Annotated in this window: 24 protein-coding genes; 18 read left to right on the top strand and 6 right to left on the bottom strand. The window is 46.2% G+C overall.

All coding sequences use genetic code 11. The features are described from left to right. Positions 1-98: 98 nt before the first annotated feature. Entirely contained in the window at positions 99-425 is a 327-nt protein-coding gene (gene trxA, locus ACFQ45_RS12275; RefSeq protein ID WP_377368105.1) for a thioredoxin TrxA, read from the top strand. A gap of 85 nt (positions 426-510) precedes the next feature. On the opposite strand, the gene ACFQ45_RS12270 is transcribed toward trxA, so the two are convergent. Continuing rightward, complete coding sequence (locus ACFQ45_RS12270) at positions 511-1845, bottom strand: M23 family metallopeptidase (protein WP_377368103.1); 1335 nt, start codon at positions 1843-1845, stop codon at positions 511-513. Positions 1846-1947: 102 nt separating this feature from the next. Between ACFQ45_RS12270 and tyrS the strand changes: the two genes are divergently transcribed. The 3 genes from tyrS to ACFQ45_RS12255 all read left to right on the top strand — a co-directional run bounded on the left by tyrS (position 1948) and on the right by ACFQ45_RS12255 (position 4835). Next, complete coding sequence (tyrS, locus tag ACFQ45_RS12265) at positions 1948-3252, top strand: tyrosine--tRNA ligase (RefSeq protein WP_377368101.1); 1305 nt, start codon at positions 1948-1950, stop codon at positions 3250-3252. Positions 3253-3319: 67 nt separating this feature from the next. Further along, positions 3320-4567 carry a tRNA lysidine(34) synthetase TilS gene (gene tilS / locus ACFQ45_RS12260; protein ID WP_377368099.1) on the top strand — a complete coding sequence of 416 codons (1248 nt, stop codon included), beginning with the start codon at positions 3320-3322 and terminating at the stop codon, positions 4565-4567. Between the two features lie 82 nt (positions 4568-4649). Continuing rightward, the gene (locus ACFQ45_RS12255) at positions 4650-4835 is read left to right on the top strand and encodes a hypothetical protein (protein ID WP_377368097.1); all 186 of its coding nucleotides are present in this window, start codon (positions 4650-4652) and stop codon (positions 4833-4835) included. A 70-nt stretch (positions 4836-4905) separates the two neighbouring features. On the opposite strand, the gene ACFQ45_RS12250 is transcribed toward ACFQ45_RS12255, so the two are convergent. Both ACFQ45_RS12250 and ACFQ45_RS12245 read right to left on the bottom strand, forming a co-directional pair. Continuing rightward, on the bottom strand, positions 4906-6153 hold the full coding sequence (locus ACFQ45_RS12250; RefSeq protein WP_377368096.1) for an outer membrane protein transport protein: 1248 nt from the start codon (positions 6151-6153) through the stop codon (positions 4906-4908). Between the two features lie 143 nt (positions 6154-6296). Next, positions 6297-6977, bottom strand: a complete 681-nt coding sequence (locus tag ACFQ45_RS12245) for a nucleoside/nucleotide kinase family protein (protein WP_377368094.1) — start codon at positions 6975-6977, stop codon at positions 6297-6299. 65 nt (positions 6978-7042) lie between these two features. Between ACFQ45_RS12245 and ACFQ45_RS12240 the strand changes: the two genes are divergently transcribed. From ACFQ45_RS12240 to rpoS, 13 genes are all read left to right on the top strand, one after another. Continuing rightward, positions 7043-7336 (top strand): DUF6482 family protein, encoded by a 294-nt coding sequence (locus ACFQ45_RS12240; protein WP_377368092.1) that lies wholly within the window; start codon positions 7043-7045, stop codon positions 7334-7336. A gap of 83 nt (positions 7337-7419) precedes the next feature. Then, positions 7420-8370, top strand: coding sequence for a PDR/VanB family oxidoreductase (locus ACFQ45_RS12235; RefSeq protein WP_377368090.1), 951 nt, complete (start codon positions 7420-7422; stop codon positions 8368-8370). A gap of 184 nt (positions 8371-8554) precedes the next feature. Continuing rightward, positions 8555-10189, top strand: a complete 1635-nt coding sequence (locus ACFQ45_RS12230) for a CTP synthase (RefSeq protein WP_377368088.1) — start codon at positions 8555-8557, stop codon at positions 10187-10189. 51 nt (positions 10190-10240) lie between these two features. After that, positions 10241-11536 carry a phosphopyruvate hydratase gene (gene eno / locus ACFQ45_RS12225; protein WP_377368086.1) on the top strand — a complete coding sequence of 432 codons (1296 nt, stop codon included), beginning with the start codon at positions 10241-10243 and terminating at the stop codon, positions 11534-11536. 113 nt (positions 11537-11649) lie between these two features. Next, positions 11650-11928, top strand: a complete 279-nt coding sequence (locus ACFQ45_RS12220; RefSeq protein ID WP_377368084.1) for a septum formation initiator family protein — start codon at positions 11650-11652, stop codon at positions 11926-11928. Next, positions 11928-12629, top strand: coding sequence for a 2-C-methyl-D-erythritol 4-phosphate cytidylyltransferase (gene ispD / locus ACFQ45_RS12215; protein WP_377368082.1), 702 nt, complete (start codon positions 11928-11930; stop codon positions 12627-12629). The genes ACFQ45_RS12220 and ispD overlap by 1 nt, the downstream gene beginning before the upstream one ends. Before the next feature lie 11 nt (positions 12630-12640). Next, positions 12641-13129 (top strand): 2-C-methyl-D-erythritol 2,4-cyclodiphosphate synthase, encoded by a 489-nt coding sequence (gene ispF, locus ACFQ45_RS12210; RefSeq protein ID WP_377368080.1) that lies wholly within the window; start codon positions 12641-12643, stop codon positions 13127-13129. Further along, positions 13126-14220: a tRNA pseudouridine(13) synthase TruD gene (truD, locus tag ACFQ45_RS12205; RefSeq protein ID WP_377368078.1), complete on the top strand. Its 1095-nt coding sequence runs from the start codon at positions 13126-13128 to the stop codon at positions 14218-14220. The genes ispF and truD overlap by 4 nt, the downstream gene beginning before the upstream one ends. Continuing rightward, complete coding sequence (surE, locus tag ACFQ45_RS12200; protein ID WP_377368076.1) at positions 14198-14944, top strand: 5'/3'-nucleotidase SurE; 747 nt, start codon at positions 14198-14200, stop codon at positions 14942-14944. The genes truD and surE overlap by 23 nt, the downstream gene beginning before the upstream one ends. Further along, positions 14941-15603, top strand: a complete 663-nt coding sequence (locus ACFQ45_RS12195; protein WP_377368074.1) for a protein-L-isoaspartate(D-aspartate) O-methyltransferase — start codon at positions 14941-14943, stop codon at positions 15601-15603. Before surE ends, ACFQ45_RS12195 begins: the two co-directional genes overlap by 4 nt. Beyond that, on the top strand, positions 15596-16534 hold the full coding sequence (locus ACFQ45_RS12190) for a DUF368 domain-containing protein (RefSeq protein ID WP_377368072.1): 939 nt from the start codon (positions 15596-15598) through the stop codon (positions 16532-16534). The genes ACFQ45_RS12195 and ACFQ45_RS12190 overlap by 8 nt, the downstream gene beginning before the upstream one ends. A 21-nt stretch (positions 16535-16555) precedes the next feature. After that, positions 16556-17386 carry a peptidoglycan DD-metalloendopeptidase family protein gene (locus ACFQ45_RS12185; RefSeq protein ID WP_377368070.1) on the top strand — a complete coding sequence of 277 codons (831 nt, stop codon included), beginning with the start codon at positions 16556-16558 and terminating at the stop codon, positions 17384-17386. Between the two features lie 30 nt (positions 17387-17416). Continuing rightward, the gene (gene rpoS, locus ACFQ45_RS12180; protein WP_377368068.1) at positions 17417-18406 is read left to right on the top strand and encodes an RNA polymerase sigma factor RpoS; all 990 of its coding nucleotides are present in this window, start codon (positions 17417-17419) and stop codon (positions 18404-18406) included. A 63-nt stretch (positions 18407-18469) separates the two neighbouring features. Here the strand turns inward: rpoS and ACFQ45_RS12175 are convergent, their stop codons facing one another. Beyond that, complete coding sequence (locus ACFQ45_RS12175) at positions 18470-19903, bottom strand: AhpA/YtjB family protein (RefSeq protein ID WP_377368066.1); 1434 nt, start codon at positions 19901-19903, stop codon at positions 18470-18472. 166 nt (positions 19904-20069) lie between these two features. On the opposite strand from ACFQ45_RS12175, the gene serB reads away from it, so the two are divergent. Next, a complete protein-coding gene (gene serB, locus ACFQ45_RS12170; protein ID WP_377368064.1) occupies positions 20070-20981 on the top strand; it encodes a phosphoserine phosphatase SerB in 912 nt (303 codons plus the stop codon). Positions 20982-21025: 44 nt separating this feature from the next. Here the strand turns inward: serB and ACFQ45_RS12165 are convergent, their stop codons facing one another. Further along, complete coding sequence (locus tag ACFQ45_RS12165) at positions 21026-21448, bottom strand: HepT-like ribonuclease domain-containing protein (protein WP_377368062.1); 423 nt, start codon at positions 21446-21448, stop codon at positions 21026-21028. Between the two features lie 45 nt (positions 21449-21493). After that, entirely contained in the window at positions 21494-22690 is a 1197-nt protein-coding gene (locus ACFQ45_RS12160; RefSeq protein ID WP_377368060.1) for a molybdopterin molybdotransferase MoeA, read from the bottom strand.

Here is a 22690-nt window from a genome sequence, read left to right as displayed (position 1 = left end):
ATTTGCTATTGGGTTGGTTAAGGAATCTGATTTTTAACCTTTTTAATTAGTGTTACACTAACCTCATTAATTGTTTAACCGATTTTAAGGAAAATGTTATGAGCGAAAACATCATCAACGTTACTGATGCTCAATTCGAAGAAGAAGTACTAAAGTCTGAAGTGCCTGTTGTTGTAGACTTTTGGGCACCTTGGTGTGGTCCTTGTAAAATGATCGCGCCAGTTCTTGAAGACGTAGCAAAAGAATACGCTGGTAAAGTTAAAGTTGTGAAAATCAACGTTGACGAGAACCAAGAGACAGCTCCTAAATACAACGTACGTGGCATTCCAACACTGCTTGTTGTTAAAGGTGGTGAAGTTGCTGCCACTAAAGTAGGTGCAGTATCTAAGTCTCAGCTAGTAGAGTTTGTTGAAGGCGCACTATAATCTGGGCCTAATACAGCTAACAAGAAGCCGCTTTTTAAGCGGCTTTTTTTGTGTCTGAAATTTGTCTAATCTGGGTGTTACAAAGCTAACGCCTGAGTCGCCCTAAAGTCTCCAAAAACTGAGCTGTATGAGCAGCGTTTAGTTGTTTTCGGATGGATTGAGCATAGGGTAAAAACGCTAGTAGCTCTGCTTTTGACATGGGGTTGTCGTTTGGAATCGTAATGGTTTCAGGGTTTTGGTGAACGCCATTAACACGGAACTCATAATGTAAGTGGGGTCCAGTTGCCCAACCTGTTTGTCCCACATAACCAATTTCTTCACCTTGCTCCACTTTCATGCCTTGAACAAGATCAGGGGCAAAACTATTTAGGTGCCCATACAAAGTCGTATAACCCCGGCCATGATCAATAATGATGGTGTTGCCGTAGCCTTTGATTTCTCCTACGTAAGATACCGTACCGTCCCCTGAGCTCTGAATTGGAGTGCCTTCTGCGGCGGCATAATCTACTCCCCGATGAGGACGTGTGGTTTTAAAAATAGGGTGAAGCCGGTTGGGGTTAAAGCGAGAAGACACTCGGGTAAAGTCTACTGGGCTTCGAATAAATGCTTTACGTAGGGATAAGCCATCCCCAGTAAAATAATCCGTGCGTTGTTCCGTATCATATCGGATGGCTTCAAAGTAGCGGCCGTTGTTAATGAACTCTGCGGCGAGAATGTTGCCGCTACCAATGGCCTCACCATCAATAGACTGTTGCTCATATAGGATGGAAAAGCTGTCCCCCGGTCGTATATCCAGAGCAAAATCGATGTCCCACTTAAAGATCTCTGCTAATTGAAATAAGAGCTTGTCAGATATTCCTTCATTTGAACCATCCACAAATAATGAGGTTTCAATACGTACCTCTTTATACACTGGGGCGTTTGTAATAGGTCGCTCTACCGTACGATGGGTGAAGTGTTTTTCCCGAGCAGTGAACACTTCTTTCTCTCTAACATTTTGGCTCAGAGTCAGAGTGATCAAGGTGCCGTTAGGGTATTCGATGTCGGCTTCTAAGGTGTTGCCTGGTTGTAAGGCTTTTAAAGCCCCCTTGTGGTCAGCTTGTGTCAGCTGGTAAATCTGTTGGTTGCTTACCCCCTTAGCCCGCAGTACAGAGGATAAAGAGTCTCCAGATTGTATGGTAATGACATGTTTTTCACGGTATTTGGGGGTAGGCTTAGGCGCGTTTTGGTTCTCTAAAACGGGATTTTGAATGTCGGGCTTTGGCGCAATAGGACCCGCAGACCGTAAGGGGGGTGAAGGCTGACTGACTGCTGTGGCTGGCGGTTTTGCAAGGGTCGACCAAACCAGTAACGCTGCTCCGGACAGAAGCATTACAGAAAACGCGATTAACAAAGTTTTTAAAGAAAGTAGCCTGTCCAAGTTTGTCGTCCAATTTTCCCGTAAAAGCCATGTCATCCTATCAACTAAGTGGCTATAATTGAACGCTATTTATTTAACAACTTTCAGGATTTGGATCGCAAAATGACACAACAAAACATCGACCTATTAGCTGACTTACAGGCTCGTGGGCTTATCGCTCAAATGACTGCAGAAGAAGAGCTGCGCGCTCACTTGTCATCTGGTCGTCGTACTTTGTATTGTGGCTTCGATCCAACCGCAGACAGTTTGCATCTAGGTCACTTAGTACCTTTGTTGGTGCTGAAGCGTTGCCAAGATGCAGGTCATAATCCGATCGCCTTGGTGGGTGGTGCTACCGGCATGATCGGTGATCCAAGCTTTAAAGCCGCTGAACGCTCTTTGAACACTGCTGACGTGGTTGCTGGTTGGGCTGATAAAATTAAAAGCCAAGTAAGCCAGTTCATCTCTTTTGAAGGGGTAGAAAACCCTGCTCGTGTGGTCAATAACTTAGACTGGACGGGGAACATGAATGTCATCGAATTCCTGCGTGAAATCGGTAAGCATTTCTCTGTGAATGCCATGATCAACAAGGAATCTGTGCAGCAACGTTTAAACCGTGAAGGGGCTGGTATTTCGTTTACTGAGTTCTCTTACGCCCTGTTGCAAGGTATGGACTTCGCCGAGCTAAACCGTCAGTACGATTGTACGCTTCAAGTGGGTGGCAGTGATCAATGGGGGAATATCGTAGGGGGTATTGACCTATCTCGTCGTCAAAATCAAGCACAAGTCTTTGGCTTGACTGTTCCTCTGGTGACAAAGGCAGACGGCACTAAGTTCGGCAAGACTGAGTCCGGTGCGGTATGGCTTGATCCAAAGAAAACTAGCCAATACTCTTTCTACCAATTCTGGTTGGGTACAGCGGATGCGGACGTATACAAGTTCCTGCGCTACTTCACTTTTATGTCGATTGCAGACATTGAAGCCATTGAAAAAGCGGATCAAGAAAACGGCGGTAAACCACAAGCACAAGCTATTTTGGCTCGTGAAGCAACACGCCTAGTACACGGCGAAGAAGGCTTGGCAGCAGCTGAGCGTATTACTCAAGCGTTGTTCAGCGGTGAAACCGATCAACTGAGTGAAGCGGACCTAGAGCAGATTCAACAAGACGGTTTACCAAGCAGCTCTTTGGCTGGGATTGATCTAGCTGAGACGCCGATGACGACCTTGTTAGCGGATGCTGGTTTGGCAGCAAGCGGTAAGCAAGTAAAAGACGCTCTACAACGTAACTCAGTGTTCGTGAATGGTGTTGCGAAAGGCATGGAAGATAATATGGCTGCGGCAGACATCTTCACCGCGGACAATGGCTACTATGGTAAATACTTCCTAGTAAAACTAGGTAAGAAAAAGCATCACTTGTTCGCCCTTTAATAAGCGAGTAAAGATGTGATGTGAAAGGCGCTTAGGCGCCTTTCCTGTTCTTGGGAGTTACAACACGATGATTTCATTTGATGATCCAAGACTGACCCAGTCGTTGGCCCATGGGGGGAGACTCTATGTGGGATTTAGCGGTGGTGTGGACTCTCTAGCCTTACTTCATATGCTGGCGCAATCGCTGCCTGACTCCCATCGCAGTTCGTTAACCGCTATTCATGTTCACCACGGGTTAAGTCCTAATGCCGACGACTGGTTAGAGCACTGCCAAACCGTTTGCAAAACCATGGGTGTGAGTTTCCTTTCAGAATACGTTCAAGTTGAGTCTTCAAGGTCAATTGAAGAAAACGCCCGCAAAGCAAGGTATCAAGCCTTCGAAAAGCATCTAAAGCGCCACGATATTTTAGCGCAAGGGCACCATGCAAATGATCAAGCAGAAACCCTCTTGTTTCGACTAGAGAGGGGCGCAGGGACACGGGGTATGCAGGGGATTCCTATCTGGCGATCCTTGGGACAAGGGAAGATATGGCGGCCCTTATTATCCGTGTCGCGCCAAGCGCTCGAAGCCTATGTGACGGCGCAAGGATTGTCATGGATAGAAGATGAATCCAATGACGACAGCCGCTATCGTCGAAATTTTTTGCGCCACCAGGTACTGCATCCTTGGCAATCTAATAATTCGGGTGTGGCTCAGGCGATTGCCTCCAGTGCTCGGCTCATGCAGCAGGAAATGTCTGTCTATGATCGACTTGCCAGTGAGGCGCTAGCAGGATTGCAGTCTTCCTGTGGGGGGCTACTTTTAGATCAATTGCCAGAGGGAGAAGAAGGATTCTGGCTGTCACGCTTTGTCCGTCAGAATGGACATTCGTTGACAGAGCCTCAGCTAAAGTCTGTACTGGCCATGTTTTTTTCCAGCCAAGAAAAGCAGCCTTGTTTTATCGGCGAAGGCTTTCAGTTAGCACGATTTGAAACCACCTTATATTTGCTGCCTATCATTGCCGAGCCTGTCTCACAAATTGTAACTGCTGGGCAGTGGCTGATACGTGAGCATGATGAACTCTACTCTGACCGTCAGGTTGAAGTAAGAGGGCGTCCACAAGGGGTGTCATTATGCTTGCCCAATGGACGCCATCGTCCCCTAAAGAAATGGCTGCAAGATCAACGTATTCCCTTATGGTGGCGAGAGCAGCTGCCTTATGTGTACGAAGCAGGCGTCTTGGTTGCCATAGGAACTCTATGGCAGCAGCCAGGCTGGAATGGCGTCATTGAGTGGCAACGAAAAAGCTCACTTCCTTGGCCAGCAAGTCCCTAAAAAGCCACTGGAGAATCTAAGTCACTGGTCTAAGCTTAAGTAAGTAAATAGGGATAAGAAGCAAGGTAGAGATTAACGCACCATGAAGGCCTTAATATTGATCGTGTATTGCTTTATCTTAGTGGGTTGTACTTACGTTAGAAGCTCTGAAACACTGGAGGATCCGGTTCAAATAGAGAGTGATGGTGTTGAAGCAATGGAACGTGACAAACAACCCATCAAATATAAATTTGATGCGGCTGCGATAGCGAGTCTAGCATCTTTATAACCCCTAATTAGAAATAAAAATGCCTCCTAATGGAGGCATTTTTTATCTCTGTTCCAACTGTTTAGTGTGCTTAAAACGAGCGGCTGTATTGAAGGCCAAGCAGAACTGCGTTGGCGTGAGTCGTGCCAGTAATTGAGCTGTTTAGAGCACTTTTGCTCTCACTGACATCAGTATCTTCCCCTAGTAAATAGGTGGCACCGAAATCAATGCTGCTCATTTGGTCTGGCTTGTAAGTGAAGCCCGCTGATAACCATTGGCGATCCGAGTCAGGAACCGAAATAGAGCGAGTTTCATCCTGTGCACTGGTGTCATACATGTAGCCAGCGCGCAGCTCCCATTGCTCATTCATATAATAGGTGCCACCGATCGAATAGTGCCATGCATCTTGCCAGTTATAAGTGTTTATTACCCCGGCTTTTTCCGCTTCAAGCTTGTCAAACTCAGACCATTGAATAAATTGAATGCTGTAGTGCAAGGCGTAGGATGGCGATAGGCGATGGTAGCCCGAGAACTCAGCAATATCTGGTAATGGCATCTTTACTGTATCACTTTGCTTTCCGCCAGTAAGAGTGTAAACATCGCCTTCTGCTTCGATCTCTGGGCTATAGTGGTAGTCAATACCAAAGCGGTTTCTGCTATTTAATTCATACATGGCCCCGACATTCCAGCCTAATGCCCAGCCACTAGCATCAATATCCAGTACTTTATCTGAGCTATATGCTGCATTAACGAACGGGTTTGTTGGGCGTGAAAAAATACCTTTACCATAGATGGCATCCAGTCCTGCGCCTAACGTTAAGGCTTCGCTTACTTTGTATGAGCCTACTAAGCCTAAATTGAAGCTTTTCACATCTGTGTTGCCACCGTACTCATAACCTTGATAACCATCTTCAAATTCTGTCTTAGTCCCAAAGTTGGAGTAAGCATTTAGGCCCCAGGCAAATTTTTGATTTACTGGGCGGACATAGTAGAAATTTGGAGCAATGGACGTATCACCAACAGAGTCTGTATTTGCACTGTTACTTGAGACAGATGTTGAAGAGTTTGGTCCAGTATAGGTCGCATCTTTTACTTCGATGTCGGTGGTGATGGTTTCAAAGCCAACGGAGATTTGCTGTTTGTCGAACAGGGACATGGCTGCAGGGTTTCGAGCAATCACGGAGGCGTTATCGCCAATTACTGCATCACCCGCAAAGGCACGGCCAAGGCCGGTAGCGGATTGTGCGTTTAGCTGGAAACCTGCCGCGTGCAGTTGCGCAGCCGACATGGCAACAGCAAATGAAATTAGCGTCTTTCGGTAGGGAAAGGATGGCATCATGAGTCTATCTTCCTTTTTATTTTAATACGATTATTGGACTCTCGTTGTACAAGGCATTCTTGTACATTCTTTAAGCTATCAACATAGTCTTACCAGTGATGGGATTCCATGTAAAAATACGGCGAAGTTTGTAACATTTTCGTTCATTTTGTGGCGATTTGACGATTTGCGTTATGCGCTGTGTTAGCCGCAATCTGAGCGTTGAGGCCATCATTAGTCTCGATTCTGTGGTGGGCCTGCTCTAAAGTAAAGCCCCATGCCTGCTGGTGTCGTTCGGCTAGTTGCGTCATGGCCCGTTCCATAGGGATATCAATATACCACTTTTCGTCTAAGTAGCTTTGACTGTGCTCAAAGCCATGATCACGGTGTAAAACATACAGTCCCTCAACTATGAGTACTTTCGTTGCTGTGGGAATCATGATTGCCTTATCGACTGGGTCCCCGATTGAGTGATCAAAGCTGGGCCAGTAGAGTGTGTTATCTGGTTGTTCTTTAAAGCTCTTTAGAGTGTCAGTGTAGCTTTCACTGTCAAATGTCCAAGGGGCTCCACGACGATTAAAAGCGGCTTCAGGGTCAGGCAATGCCCTAAGTTGGGCTTTACTTAAATGGAAACCATCCATGCTGACGGAGGTAATGCAGTCAATGCCTCGCTCTGTTGCTCTGGCTGCTAAGTACTCAGCGATAGTGGACTTACCTGATCCGGGGAGTCCTGCAATGGCGATGATCACGCGTTTGGGTTGTTGGCTAAGAGTGATTAAATGTGCCAAAGCATCTTGATAGGACGGGAGGGTATCGAGATGTTGATACAGATCGTTTGTTGTCATTTTTATGAATCCGACAGTGCTAAAACAGCGTAATTGTTTTTAGTGATTCTTTGGAGAGTAACGAAATGAAATGGTCTGAGCTAGAGAAAGTTAATGTTATTGAGAAGGTAAAGATTCATTCTTTGATGCCAAATCTATATCAGGTGTCGGTCATTATTGCTGGAGAAGAGTTTTATCTTGAAGACAGCAAGGGGCGACATATTTCTCGACCTAACAAGATTGAACTACAGCAGATGTTTGAAGGTATGAAGGTTGGCCAAACGGTACTGTGTCATCAAAGCGCCTATGATGAGATGGTGGGACAGCCGATGGGAACAGGTAATGTGTTAGAAGTCCCTCTTGGTATGCCTTTTAAATAGATAATAAGTGTTAAGCTTCGACCTCTTGAGGAATTTGATTTAGGCTTTAAGTAATAAGTACGCATTCCTGAAAAGAGGTGGTTATGCTGGATCTGGTTATTAAGCAAATTATCCAAGAGACGTCGAAGGTTAAGCGCTTTGTGTTGGCCCACGAAGATGGCTTAGGCCTGCCTACCTATCAGCCGGGTGCCCACATTGAGTTACAACTCCCAAGCGGATTACGTCGACAGTATTCACTTTGTAAATTGCCAACGACTGGCAAGGAATATGAGATCGCTGTGTTATTGGATCCTTTTTCTCAAGGGGGATCAGAAGAGTTGCATCGGATGAAGGAAGGGGATGCGCTCAAATGCTTTACGCCGCAAAATCACTTTTTACTCTCTAACCCGCGCGTCCCTGCCTTGCTTATGGGGGCTGGTATTGGTGTGACCCCCCTAATTCCCATGGCACAAATGCTTAAAAAAGCAGGCACGGACTTTCAATTTCACTATTCCGCTAAGAACCCCGAAAGCGCAGCTTTTTATGAGGCGCTACAGCAGAGTGCCTTTGTTGATAAGATGACTTTTCATTTTAGTGAGCGTCAGCGAATTGACTTGAAAAAAGTGCTTGGTGGCGCTGACCCCAAAATGCATATCTATGTCTGCGGGCCAAGCGCTTACATTGAAGCTGTCCTAGATACGGCGATGGCAATGGGGTGGTCCAGTGAAAAGCTCCATCGGGAATTTTTTAGTGGCAAGCGTTCTGCTTCTATGGATGAAGCCTTGAAAGAGTCTTTTCAAGTTAAGGTCGCCAGCACAGGAGAGGTGTTTGATGTGGAGCCAGGTGTTTCTATCACCCAAGCCCTAGAAATGAATGGCGTAGATATCCCTGTCTCTTGTGAAGAAGGGTGGTGCGGTACTTGTATGACTCGATTATTAGAGGGTGTGCCGGATCACAGGGATACTTTTTTGTCAGATGCGGAACGCCTCGAGGGGAAAATCATCATGCCTTGTTGTTCAGGTTCTCGTAGTGACCTTTTGGTATTAGATCTATAAATCAATGATTTGAAAAAATAGATTGGATTGGGAAATGGAACTTAGTCTCTGCAGAGTAAAACTTCCAAGCTTTTACATTGAGCGCAAGGGGGCAAGGTGTTATTATTTGCTCCCGTCCTAAAGGTGCTTTTTTAAGTGCCTTTTCTCATTTCGATCATACATATTTAAGGCGGGCTAAACACTCATGGCGACACGATATATTTTCGTCACAGGCGGCGTGGTTTCATCACTTGGTAAAGGCTTGGCATCTGCATCCCTTGCAGCCATCCTAGAATCCCGTGGTCTAAAAGTCACCATGCTTAAACTGGATCCATACATCAACGTCGATCCAGGTACGATGAGTCCCTTCCAGCACGGTGAAGTGTTCGTTACTGAAGACGGCGCCGAGACCGATCTAGACTTAGGCCACTACGAGCGTTTCATCTCAACTAAGATGAATAAGCGCAACAACTTTACCTCTGGTCGCGTCTACCAACATGTTCTACAAAAAGAACGCCGTGGTGACTACCTAGGTGGTACTGTTCAGGTTATCCCGCACATTACTGATGAAATTAAACGTCGTGTTATCGCTGGTGCAGAAGGCGCAGATGTTGCCCTAGTGGAAATCGGCGGTACTGTGGGTGATATTGAATCGCAGCCATTTTTAGAAGCTGTGCGTCAGTTGAAAGTGGAGCTTGGTTCCCACCGAGCTTTGTTTATGCATTTGACGCTGGTGCCTTACATCCGCACTGCAGGTGAGACGAAAACTAAGCCGACTCAACACTCAGTGAAAGAGCTACGTTCTATCGGTATTCAGCCTGACATTTTGGTATGTCGTTCTGAAGTCTCTATCGAAGCACCAGAGCGTAAGAAAATTGCCCTATTTACTAACGTAGATGAGCGAGCGGTTATTTCTTTACCCGATGCAGACACCATTTACCGAATTCCACAAATGTTGGCAGACCAAGGTCTTGATAGCCTGATCGTTCAGCGCTTTAACTTGGATTGCAACATTGCAGACTTGGAAATCTGGAACAAGGTCGCTCAAGCGAAACTGAACCCAGAGAAGCAAGTGAACATCGCCATGGTTGGTAAATACATGGAGCTGTTGGACGCTTACAAGTCTTTGATCGAAGCGATGGATCATGCGGGCATTCATGCACGTACTAAAGTAAAACTGCATTACATCGACTCTGAGAAAATCGAAGAAGAAGGCACAAGTGTGCTTGAGGGAATGGATGCGATCCTTGTCCCAGGTGGCTTCGGTGAGCGCGGTGTAGAAGGTAAAATTCGCACGGCACAATACGCCCGTGAAAACAAAATTCCGTACTTGGGTATCTGTCTAGGTATGCAAGTGGCGGTCATCGAATTTGCTCGTAACGTAGCAAATCTAAACGGTGCACACAGCACTGAGTTTAATCTAAAAACAGAGAATCCTGTCGTTGGCCTGATTACTGAATGGGTCAATGCTGAAGGTTCCAAAGAAATCCGGTCAGAGGAATCCGATCTAGGTGGAACGATGCGTCTTGGTGCGCAAAACTGTAACTTGATCGAAGGCACCAAAGCGCGTGCTGCATACGGTCAAGATGTGATCAGTGAGCGTCATCGCCATCGTTACGAAGTAAACAACTACTATGTTCCAGCATTAAAAGAAGCCGGTCTAACGATCTCAGGCTTGTCCGCTGATAACTCACTAGTAGAAATGGTGGAGATTGCAGATCATCCTTGGTTTGTAGCGTGTCAATTCCACCCTGAATTTACTTCAACACCAAGATATGGGCACGGCCTGTTCAGTGCATTTGTTCACGCCGCACTGAAGCATGCAGGAAAAGAAAAATAATTTTAGCAAACAGGTGTTTGTGAATTTTTCATCTACTAAAAGGGGTTTGTTATGAGTCAAATCGTTGACATCAAAGCCAGAGAAGTTCTGGATTCACGTGGTAACCCAACTGTGGAAGCTGACGTAATCCTAGCGGACGGCTCATTTGGTTCAGCGTGTGCACCTTCTGGTGCCTCTACCGGTTCACGTGAAGCTTTGGAACTGCGCGATGGTGACAAGAGTCGTTACCTAGGTAAAGGCGTATTAAAAGCCGTAGCCGCGGTAAACGGTCCGATCCGTGAAGCGCTACTGGGCAAAGACGCAACAGCGCAGGCTGAACTAGATAAGATCATGATCGATCTTGATGGTACAGAGAACAAATCTCAATTCGGTGCGAACGCTATCCTAGCGGTTTCTTTGGCAGCAGCGAAAGCAGCGGCAGTTTCTAAGAAAGTACCTTTGTACGTACACATCGCGGACATTAATGGTACGCCAGGTGTTTACTCTATGCCTGTACCAATGATGAACATCATCAATGGTGGTGAGCACGCGGACAACAACGTTGATATCCAAGAGTTCATGATCCAGCCTGTGGGTGCGCCGAACTTCCGTGAAGCACTACGTTACGGAGCAGAGATCTTCCACGCACTGAAAAAAGTATTAAGCGCTCGTGGCTTGAATACAGCAGTGGGTGATGAAGGTGGTTTTGCGCCAGACCTAGCGTCTAACGCCGAAGCGTTAGCGGTTATTAAAGAAGCTGTTGCAGCAGCTGGCTATGAGCTAGGTAAAGACATTACGCTAGCCATGGACTGTGCATCGTCTGAATTCTACGAAGACGGCAAGTACAACATGAAAGGCGAAGGTAAGGTCTTTACGTCAGAAGAATTCTCTGACTACCTTGCTGAGCTTTGCAATGAGTACCCAATTGTCTCTATTGAAGACGGTCAGGACGAATCTGACTGGGCAGGCTTTGCTTACCAAACTAAGATCCTAGGCGATAAGATCCAACTTGTAGGTGATGATCTATTTGTTACCAACACTAAGATCCTTAAGCGTGGTATCGACGAAAGCATCGCTAACTCTATCTTGATCAAATTTAACCAAATAGGTTCTTTGACTGAGACGTTGGAAGCCATCAAAATGGCGAAAGACGCTGGTTACACGGCGGTTATTTCACACCGTTCTGGTGAGACTGAAGATGCAACTATTGCGGATTTAGCGGTTGGTACGGCAGCGGGTCAAATTAAAACCGGCTCCCTATGTCGTTCTGATCGTGTGTCTAAGTACAACCAATTGCTACGTATTGAAGAGCAACTGGGTGGAAAAGCACCTTACAACGGTCTATCTGAGATCAAAGGGCAAGCGTAATTATTTAGCTTGCTTCGAAAAGGGAGAACGTAAGTTCTCCCTTTTTTATTTTTTTTTATCCCATTTCACGGAATAATGGGCACTCGTTCAGTCTTGAGTTTGAATATTTCAACATGATGTTGCGCATTTTTCTTGGCATTTTTCTTCTGAGTACAGCCTACCTTTCCTTTCAGGTATTTTGGGGGGAGCAAGGTATGAAACGAGAAGACGAGTTGGCCAAACAGATCGAGTACCAAGAGCAGATTAACAAGCGTTTAAAGGTGCGAAATGAAGCCCTGCGTGCCCAAATTAAAGATCTGAGAAAAGGTGAAGATGCCGTTGAGGAGCATGTGCGCACAGAGATGCAATACATTAAAGACGGCGAAATGTTTTATCGAATAGTAGAAAAGTAATGACGCAATATTGGGTAATCATCCCGGCGGCTGGCGCTGGTAAACGCATGGCGAGTGCCATTCCAAAACAGTATTTGACCCTGAATCAACGCACGATTCTTGATGTCACTATAGCCAATTTTTTATCCCATCCACAGATACTAGGGGTGGCGGTAGGTGTGAGTCCAAATGATGAACACTGGGCAAAGTCCGAATGGGCGACCCACCCTCAAGTGATTCGTTATGATGGCGGGACAGAGCGCGCAGAAACAGTATTAAATGGCTTGCAAGTTTTGCTGGCGGTTGGCGTGGATGAAACGGCAAATGTTCTCGTTCATGACGCAGCGCGTCCTCTAGTGACCCATGATGCTTTAACTCGAATTATGGCTCATGATGGTTCTGAAGGAGCGTTGTTGGCTATTCCCTGTAAAGACACCCTTAAGCTTGCTAATGAAACAACCCAGTCTATAGGAACAGTAGATCGTAGTGCCATTTGGCAAGCCCAGACGCCGCAGAAATTTCCCCTCATGGCATTGTTAGAGGGGCTCTCAACGGCCCTCGAAGAGAATTTGGCTATTACCGATGAAAGCTCTGCTATGGAGCTATTAGGATGGCAACCTGCTCTTATCGAAGGGGAAGCCACCAATCTAAAAATTACCGTGCCAGAAGACCTTGTCATGGCCAATGCTATATTGGCTAGTCAGACACACACCCAACAATAGGAATTGAATTCATGATGCCATTTAGAATCGGCCACGGCTTTGATGTACATAAATTTGGGGAAGGCGATCATATTGTTATGGGTGGGGTGTCCATTCCTTATGAGCAAGGCTTAGTGGCCCACTCGGATGGGGATGTGGTGTTGCATGCCTTGACGGATGCCTTGTTGGGAGCGGCGGCTTTAGGCGACATAGGCAAGCATTTTCCTGATACCGATGCGGAATACGCTGGAGCAGATAGTCGAGTTTTACTTCGTCATGCTTTTGCTGAGGTGCAGAAGCTGGGGTTAGGGGTTGGGAATCTTGATGTCACCATCATGGCCCAAGCCCCCAAAATGCGCCCACATATTGATGCCATGCGCGCCAATATCGCCGAGGATCTGGGGATTGCTATATCGGAAGTTAACGTTAAAGCAACTACCACTGAGAAGCTTGGTTTTACTGGCCGTAAAGAGGGCATTGCTGTGGCAGCAGTAGCCTTGCTATATCGAGTGGATGCATGAACACGGATTGGCACTATGCATGGGGGCGCCCCACTGGCACAGCGGATCTGAAAACCGTTGAAAGTGACTTCTTGGTAGAGGAAATCCTTGGTTTTGAGCCGGATCAAAAAGGTGAATTTGTTTACCTCTGGATTGAGAAAAAAGGCGTCAACACCGACTTTTTGGCAAAGCGCTTAGCCAAAGCGGCCAATGTGTCAGCGAGGCAAGTCAGCTATGCGGGTGCTAAAGATCGACACGCACTTACCCGTCAGTGGTTCTGTATTCATTCCCCAAAGCAAGATGTGGATGTGGCAGACATAGAGAAGGTTTTCTTAGCTCCAGAAATGGTCCGTGTCTTGGAGCAAAAGCGTCACAGCAAAAAACTGCGTACCGGTGGACATTTAGGTAATCGCTTTGTGCTGCGACTGCGTAATCTAGACTCTGATGTTGATGAAATGCAGCAACGGTTAGCGCTTATCGAGCGCTTTGGTGTGCCAAATTACTATGGCGAGCAGCGCTTTGGCATCCAAGGAAATAACTTGGTCAATGGCCGTAAGATGGTTTTGCCTGGTCGCAAAGGCACTCATAAACTAGGTAAAACGGAATCCTTTTGGTTATCGGCTATTCGCTCCTGGTTTTTTAATGAAGCTTTATCTGCTTTTGTGGCTGATGGTAGTTGGGATACCCTTCAAGTGGGGGATATTGCTCAACCCCAAGACGGCAGTCAGTCCTTTCGTGTGAAGGCCTTATCCTTAGATTTGATTCATCGTCATAAGTTTGGTCAGGTGTCTCCAGTTCTTCCCTTGATTAGTGATGGTTGGCCCATGGGGACAACTCCTGCGCGCGCTGAATCAATGGCGGCCCTGTACGCAGAGGAAACAGCGCTCCTCAATGGGCTTATTACCTATGATTTTGCTCGAGATAGCCGCCCAACTCGCCTCGCACCTGAGAACATGGCCTGGGAATTGCTAAAAGGAGATAAGGGGCCTGATCAGCTTGTGCTGCAATTTGAGCTTCCTAGAGGGGCATTTGCCACCAGTGTCTTAAGAGAACTATTTGTCATTAATGATCGATCCCAAGAAAGACATCATGAGAATCCTATTAGCGAATGATGATGGTTTGGATGCTTTAGGTATTCAAACGCTAGCCAAAGCGCTACGCACCCAATTTGAGTGTACTTTAGTCGCCCCTGATCGTGATCGCAGTGGCGCCAGTAACTCCCTGACATTAACGCGGCCATTACGTCCGACCCTTGTCCGTGAGCGGGAGTATAAAGTGGATGGCACTCCGACAGACTGTGTGAATCTAGCCATGTCTGAAGTAATAGATGGGCGCTTTGATGCGGTTATCTCAGGTATTAATCACGGCCCTAACCTTGGTGATGATGTAATTTATTCAGGCACCGTAGCGGCTGCTATGGAAGCACGCCATTTAGGGCGGCCAGCCCTTGCCGTTTCGTTGGTGGGAAATAGGCACTTCGATACCGCTGCACAGGTAATACTAACGCTATTAGAAGACGCCCATACTCTTGATTTGCCAGCTAAAGTATTACTAAACGTTAATGTGCCAGATGTGCCTTATGAAGCGCTAAAAGGGATGAAGGTGACCCGTTTAGGGTATCGCCAGCAGGCGCATCCTGCGATCCCAGCGCAACACCCGAGGGGAATTCAAAGCTTTTGGATTGGCGCTTTAGCTGACCCTCATGATGCGGCTGAGGGGACAGACTTTCATGCTGTGTCCGAAGGCTTTGTGTCCATTACCCCCATCCATACAGATATGACAAGTCATTCGGCGATGAATCAATTGCAGCAATGGGTATTTAATAAGACATTATGACAGCTGCCCTAGATGAATTACTGAAGCGCTCTCAATCCCGGTCTAATCAAATGATTGAGCATTTGAAGAGTCATGGTGTTGAGCACAAAGAGTTATTAGAGCTCATGGCTGCTTTACCACGCCATGAATTCGTTGAGCCTGCATTTTCCCATCTTGCATACAGTCCAACTCCTCTTCCCATCGGGCGGAATCAAACCATAAGTCAGCCTCTTACGGTGGCTAAGATGACTTCCTGGTTATTGAAATATGCTCGTTTGGGCAGGGTGCTTGAAGTGGGAACAGGGTCTGGTTATCAGACGTGTTTGTTGGCGCATTTCTTTAATAAGGTACATACCATTGAACGTCAAAAAAGCTTGTATGTCCAAGCTCAAGCGCGATTGAAAAGTATGTCCATTAATAATGTGGAGTTTCTCCATGGGGATGGCCACTTAGGATGGCCACAAAAAGTGGAAATGGACGCTATTATCGTGACCGCTATGGCGAGTAAAGTTCCAACTGCCCTGACTGATATGTTAAAAGAAGATGGCATTTTAATTATGCCTATCGCAGATGCAGTTCCAGCCATTGGCTGCTGGCGACGACACGGAAATAAATGGAAGCGCTTAGAATCTGCTGTAGCGCAATTTGTGCCTCTTTTAGAAGGAAAGATAGATGCCTAAGTGGCTGAAAACATATTTGAGTGGCGTGTTAATGGGAGCGGCAGATGTTGTTCCTGGTGTTTCTGGTGGCACCATTGCCTTTATTGTTGGTATTTATGATCGATTGATTGGGGCATTGAGTGGCGTGAATTTGGCGAGCATAAAGATGCTGTTTAGTGGCGACTTTAAAGGTCTCTGGCGCCACTTTGACGGTAACTTTTTAATAGTGCTTTTGTTGGGCATTGCTACCAGTATTTTTGGCATTGCCAGCTTGGTTACTGAGCTGTTGGTGAGCTATCCCGTTTGGCTGTGGAGCTTTTTCTTTGGGCTTATTATCGCTTCCGCTTATGTTCTAGTGACAGACATTGAGCAGTTCACTTCAAAGCACGGTATGTTACTTGTGATAGGGGCCATGGCTGGTGCCGCCTTATCTTTACTGGTTCCTGTGCCGGTATCCATTAACTTATTTATGGTGTTTTTAGCAGGTATGATTGCTATTTGTGCCATGATTCTGCCAGGTATTTCAGGTAGCTTTCTGTTGCTGATGATGGGCATGTATGGTTATGTCATTGGTGCTATAAAGTCCCTTGATCTTGTTGTGATTGCTGTGTTCGCCTGCGGCGCTGTACTAGGGTTGTTGAGCTTTTCAAAAGTACTCCATTGGTTACTTTTGAAAGCAAAGTCTCTCACACTCGCCTTATTGACGGGGGTTATGTTGGGGGCATTAGTGAAGGTCTGGCCATGGAAAGAAGTGGTAGCCTACACTCAAGTAGGTGATAAACGTTTGCCTGTGGAAGAACAATTACTGTTGCCGTGGCAAATGACAGATTTTGAAGTAATGGTCCATTTAATTGTGCCAATAGGTCTTGTTTTATTGGGGGCTGTATCGGTTTTATTGATTCATTACATCTCATTACAAAAAAGAAACCAAGGTCATAACGCCGCCCTGTAATGTAAGGTTTGGTTATCTGGAATGATTGTTGTTGAGCACTTAAAAAGAATATTAGAGGTGCCTAAATTACTGACAGGGAAAGTCAGTAGTGTTCTATTGTCGTGTCTTTTTCTAACCGGTTGTGCCTACGATAGCTTTCACTACTCAGATCTTGATCCTTATTCATCGCAACCGTCTGGGGCAAAAGTTCAGAAAGTTCCGAGTAATGGTGTTCATCGAGTTAAATCTGGTGAAACCTTGTTTTCTATTGCTTTTTCATATGGGCTGGACTACCGAAATGTGGCAGATATTAATGGCATTGATTCTCCATACGTAATCTACCCGAACCAAAAAATCCGCTTATCTGGGACTCCTAAACCTCGTTCAGTGGCGTCTTCAAGCTCATCGACAACTGCGTCTAAAGCAGTAACAAAAAACTCCAAAGCAAAAGTGAACTCCTCTACGAAACCTGTGTCCACTGTAAAAGTGCCAGACAAAAAAGTATCAGATTGGCGCTGGCCAGTATCAGGTTCTGTCATAAAAAGCTTTTCAAACGCTGGCGTAAGTAGTAAAGGTATAGACATAAGAGGAAAAGAAGCTGAGCATGTAAAAGCAGCTGCCGATGGTGTAGTTGTCTACGCGGGTAATGGATTGATTGGCTATGGAAACCTAGTCATCGTTAAACACAGTGATGTGTATCTCAGTGCTTATGCGTATAACGAACGTATTTTGGTTAAGGAAAAACAGACCGTTCGGGTTGGTGATTCGTTAGCTGTTATCGGAGGGAAAGGCTCCGAAAGACCTATGCTGCATTTTGAGGTGCGGCGCGATGGCCAACCGATCGATCCACTAAAAGTGCTTCCCAAACAATAATAATCACATTTTGGGACTCAGGAGGGCGATATGAAATCAGTAGATACGAGCAAAGAATCAAACGAAGAAATGCTACAAGGAGCTGGTGATTTTGACTTCGAGGACATGGAAGATGATGCCTCTGATCAGGAGTTCGAATCCGCCGTGAGTGCTCGATATGCAGAGAGCGACACAAAATCTTTAGACGTTACCCAACTCTACTTAAGTGAAATAGGTTACTCACCTCTGCTAACGGCAGAAGAAGAAGTCTATTTTGCTCGCCTTGCCCTAAAAGGCGACGAAGCAGCAAGAAAGCGGATGATAGAAAGTAATCTCCGTCTTGTTGTTAAAATTTCCCGCCGCTACCTCAACCGGGGGTTATCGTTACTAGATCTGATCGAAGAGGGCAATTTAGGTCTGATTCGTGCTGTTGAAAAGTTTGACCCGGAACGGGGTTTTCGATTTTCAACCTATGCGACTTGGTGGATTCGACAGACCATCGAACGTGCCATCATGAACCAAACCCGTACCATTCGTCTTCCTATCCATGTGGTAAAAGAGCTTAACGTTTATCTCCGAGCTGCCCGTGAATTGACACAAAAGCTTGATCATGAACCCAGCGCAGAAGAGATTGCAGAGATGCTTGATCGACCTGTGGCGGACGTGCAAAAAATGCTGAGTCTCAATGAGCGCATTAGTTCTATTGATTCACCCGTTGGTGGTTTAGACAATGATAAGAGCTTGGTGGAAGTCCTAGCGGATACACAACATGCTGGCCCAGAAGACGAGCGTCAGGATGGGGATGTTCATCAAAACATTGAAAACCTCTTGGATGAGCTAAATGATAAGCAGAGAGAGGTTATTGCCCGTCGCTTTGGGTTACGTGGTTACGAGCCTAGCACTTTAGAAGATGTGGGTGCAGAGATTGGTTTGACTCGAGAGCGAGTACGTCAAATCCAAGTGGAGGCACTGCGCAAGCTACGAACCATGTTGCAGAATAAAGGGTTGTCCTTAGAAGATGTGATTAATTTGGATCACTGATAAGTAAAGTGTCAGAACAAGGCCAGCAAAAATGCTGGCCTTTTTAGTGTTAGAAGGTCGTCGCTAAACTGAATCGGTTGCCTCATCACCGGATAGCTCGTCCATGACTTGGTTGACACGCTTGCGGTACTTTTCAGACAGGTCTTTAACTGTGTAAGCGAGATGTTCGCTACCATCTTCTAGATCGATGATTTCTGGCAGGCTAAGAATGATTCGGTTTTGAATTTCTGGGCGGGTCACAATGTCATCTCCCATAACCAGCTTATTTGAGCTTTCCGACAAGGAAAGTGCCTTGGCACTTTGAATTAAATCAGTCACTTGGTCGGCAGCAAAATAACTCTCTTCAAACATCTTAGAAACTTGCTCACAGCCTTTCACAAGCCCCATATGATAGAGAATATCAGGGACGTCCTGATACAAGTCTGTATTGGAAAGTTTCTCTAGTAGCAATCTGACGAGCTCGGCACAGCTAGCTGCGTCCATAAACAGATTGTCATCGCAATCCTTTTCCTGGAATAGGATGATGACATTATCGCTTTCGTGCTGATGTACCTGACCATGAAAATGCTCAGCTGATAGGAATATGGCCCGGTAAAGCGGAGTTAGGAGGTTAGCCACCTGTAGAGGGGACATATCCTCGCGCCATTTTTCTAGATGATTAAATTGAATGTATAAGGCGCAGGACTCTCGCTCTGATTCCTTGATAATGGTGTCAAAGTCGATTTCGTATTGCTCGTCTTCCTTAAATGTTTGGGAGACGGTTTGTGGCGTGACAGTTGCTATCGGTGTGGCGAGCTCTAGGGTCTGCAAGGTGGAGATTTGGTCGGCAAGCTCTGTCGCTTCACGATAGCTGTGCTTTGGCAAAGGAGCATTGCTGGTGCCTTTGGTAAAAGCTTCAACAGCATCGCTTGCCATGGTAATTGGAAGAAACAAGCGTCTCATTACGAGAAGCAAAACTAGACCTGTGATTGCCGTCAGTATGATCCCCAGCCCGATCATCAGATTGCTGATCTGGACTAATGTACTTTGTGAACCAGACTTATCCAGTGTGATCAATACATGTCCCACTATTTCGTCACGAAACCTAATCGGGGAGCTGTACACTCTGTGTGTTTCACTGGGGCGTAATTCGTTCTCACTGCTGGTCTGTGTACCATTCTGGCTGGCTTGGGCGAGCAGCTCATCTTTTTTGTTGTAAACCCGTGCTCCCAATATGCTATCGCTTACCACTAGTCGATTTAGTAACACATTCAAGCTGAGTAAATCGTTGGTCAAGATGGATTGGGTTGCGTTGAAGGCCGCTTGGGTGGCTAAGCTGCTACCAAGTACGTCTGTTTGCTGGTTAAGGTAGTTATTGACCGCGGAGGTGACAGAAAACCAAACCGTCGCCAAGGTGATAATCATTAATGCGATATAAGTCGAAACGACAATACTGGCCGACGAGCATTTTTGTAGGATTCGTTTGTATCCGGCAGAGAGTTTTTTTACGGTGTCCATCGACGTCCTGATTTGTCTAATAATTCAATAGCTAGTTGATGCGCATAGAGTTTTTAAGTCTGTTACTCTTTTCGGAATGCACTTAAATTTCTTTAGAGTTATGTGAGAAGGTTAGCGTATGCATAGGGATTTGGTATAGTTAGCGTCCCCATAAATAGGAGTTTCTATGTCTGCTTCCATCACACTTATCGGCGACATTACGAGCAGTAGCCTGTCTCTTTTCCAATCATGGTTGGATAAACATCAAATTGAGGCTACAAACAAGCGTTTAACTAACGATCAGGATCCCATAAGTGTCATTCGCTATGACATTAGCACTCCTATTGAAGATGGTAAACCAGAAGCGCTTCGTAGTGAGTTGTTGACCTTGGCAGACACTACCGGAATTGACCATGTTTTTCAGATGCAAACCCCAGATATTAAAGCGGGTGGTTTGGCGGTGTTTGATATGGATTCAACCCTGATCAAAGCGGAGGTCATGGATGAGTTGGCCGTTGAAATGGGTATCGGCGAGCAAATCTCTGCGGTGACTGCTAGCGCAATGCGTGGTGAAATTGATTTTACTGAGAGCTTTGTCCAGCGCTTGTCGCTATTGAACGGTTTGAGCAGTGATGTGATGGATTCTGTTTATGAGCGCATTGTTCATATGGACGGTATCGCGCCCTTAATGAAAGTGTTGCATCATTTTGGTTGGAATACGGCCATTTTATCCGGTGGTTTCACTTACTTCGCTGACCGTGTGCAGCATGACTATGGCATGACGGAAGTACATGCGAATGTACTTGAAATCGAAAATGGCGCTTTAACTGGTCGCCATATCGGACCGATTGTGGATGCTAAGCGTAAGCAGGAGTTACTGGCTTCTCTGGCGATGAAATATGATGTGTTGAATGGCCAAACCATTGCTTGTGGTGATGGTGCAAACGATCTATTAATGCTGAATGATGCCGCTTTGGGTGTGGCTCTGCATGCCAAGCCAATTGTTCGACAGCAAGCCCCTTGTCCCATGAGTCAGATGGGGCTTGATGGCGTGTTATATTTGCTTGGATTGACTTCAGCAGAGATCGCTTCTATTTAATAAGTCATAATGAATCAGCCGAACATTCTTGTTCGGCTGATTCATTACAAACTGTCTAAACGATTTGTCCATTCCTTAGTTAGCACCTCCACCAGCGCATAACGACGCAAGGCGAGAGCGGATGACAATAGCTCAAAATTCTCATTCAGATAGTCGTTTAAAATCTTATTGCGCAATTCAATCAAGGCTTCGATCTGCTGGCCTTGTTCATAGGTCACGTCCTTATGTTTGATAAGGGCTTCTAAGACTTCTTCTCTGGTGTTCACTTTGTGATTGTAGTGGTGCTCGAGAACATAGCGTGCAAAATCCAACATAGAAGCAACTAAGAGCTGAAACGCATGCTCTACAGCCATTCTCTCGTCCGTGCTGAGAGGTTCAGTACGCTCCTTTTGGCGGTGAATATCCAAATGTTTGATCATTATGTGTTGGTGATCATAGAGCGATTGTTCCCAATTTTTATCTCTCATCATGGGCTCCTTACAGGCACATTTGCATTGTCTATAAAGTGTAGTTTAGAAGCCGCTAAAAGGGTAAAACAGGAGTTCACTTCCTGGCGTTGGAGCCTGGCCTGCAGGCACATGGAGGTAACCATCACTTTGACTGGCGGCGAGCAGCGCACCTGAGCTTTGTTGTGGGTGAGGCTTTGCGACCCCTTCATGCAAGGTCACTCTTAAGAATTCGTCGCGGCTCTGATTGGCCTTGCGAGAAAAACCGCATTGAACCGAATACCCTGTTGGGAAGCATAAATGTTCTCCAGCGGCCTTGGCCAAGGTAAGGCGTGCAAACAAGTGAAAGGTCACGAGGGTCGAGCTCGGGTTGCCTGGTAATCCAATAAAGGGAGTCTCCATTACCTTTGCAAAAACTAGAGGTTTGCCGGGTTTGATGGCAATTTTCCAAAGGTGGAGTTGGCCATGTTTTTCGATCGTTGCTTTAACATGGTCTTCGTCGCCCACAGAGACACCTCCTGTGGAGATGATTACATCTGCGACTTGGCTTAGTTCTAGGAGAGCTTGTTCAGTGGATTCAATGGAATCTTCAGCATGCTTATGTAAACTGACCTGATGGCCTGCGGTTTGGATAAGAGCTTCTAGTAATGGGCCGTTGGAGTTGTATATCTGGCCGGCTTTTAGGGGCTGTCCTGGTGTTACCAGCTCGTCCCCCGTGGTTAATATGCCTACTTTTAATGGCTGATAAACCTCTACGGTAGTGATGCCAACACTGGCAATCACCCCCAGATCGACTGGGCTAAGGCGTTTGCCTCGTCGAAGAATGGTGGATCCCTGTTGAATGTCTTGCCCTGCAGGACGAACATTCTCCCCATGACTTGGTGTCGCTAAAAATCGTACTGCTTCTTCTTCAAGTTGAGTGTCTTCTTGCATGACCACAGCGTTGGCGCCCAATGGTAGCTCAGCACCTGTGAAGATTCGCGCACAAGTGCCTGGCTTCAATGGCTCGGTTGGATCACCGGCAGTGATGCGTTGGCTCACCTTAAGCAAAGGCTGTTTTGACTGTTCGAAGTCTGCAGTGTTGATGGCATAGCCATCCATAGCACTGTTTGCTGCGGGTGGCACATCAAGGGGAGCGATCACATCTTTGGCAAGCACTCGGTTGAGGGCTTGGCTCAGGTTGATCGTTTCCTGTGCAACTTTAATTTGTAGTTCGCCCTGCGCTTTTTCAAGAGCCTGTTGTAATGGCATCAGTGAAGACAT

It is taken from the genome of Rhodanobacter aciditrophus (assembly GCF_042679525.1).
GTDB classification, from domain to species: domain Bacteria; phylum Pseudomonadota; class Gammaproteobacteria; order Pseudomonadales; family Marinomonadaceae; genus Marinomonas; species Marinomonas aciditrophus.
The sequence above is the reverse complement of the archived record's forward strand: the minus strand, read 5'-3'. Positions and strand labels throughout refer to the sequence as shown.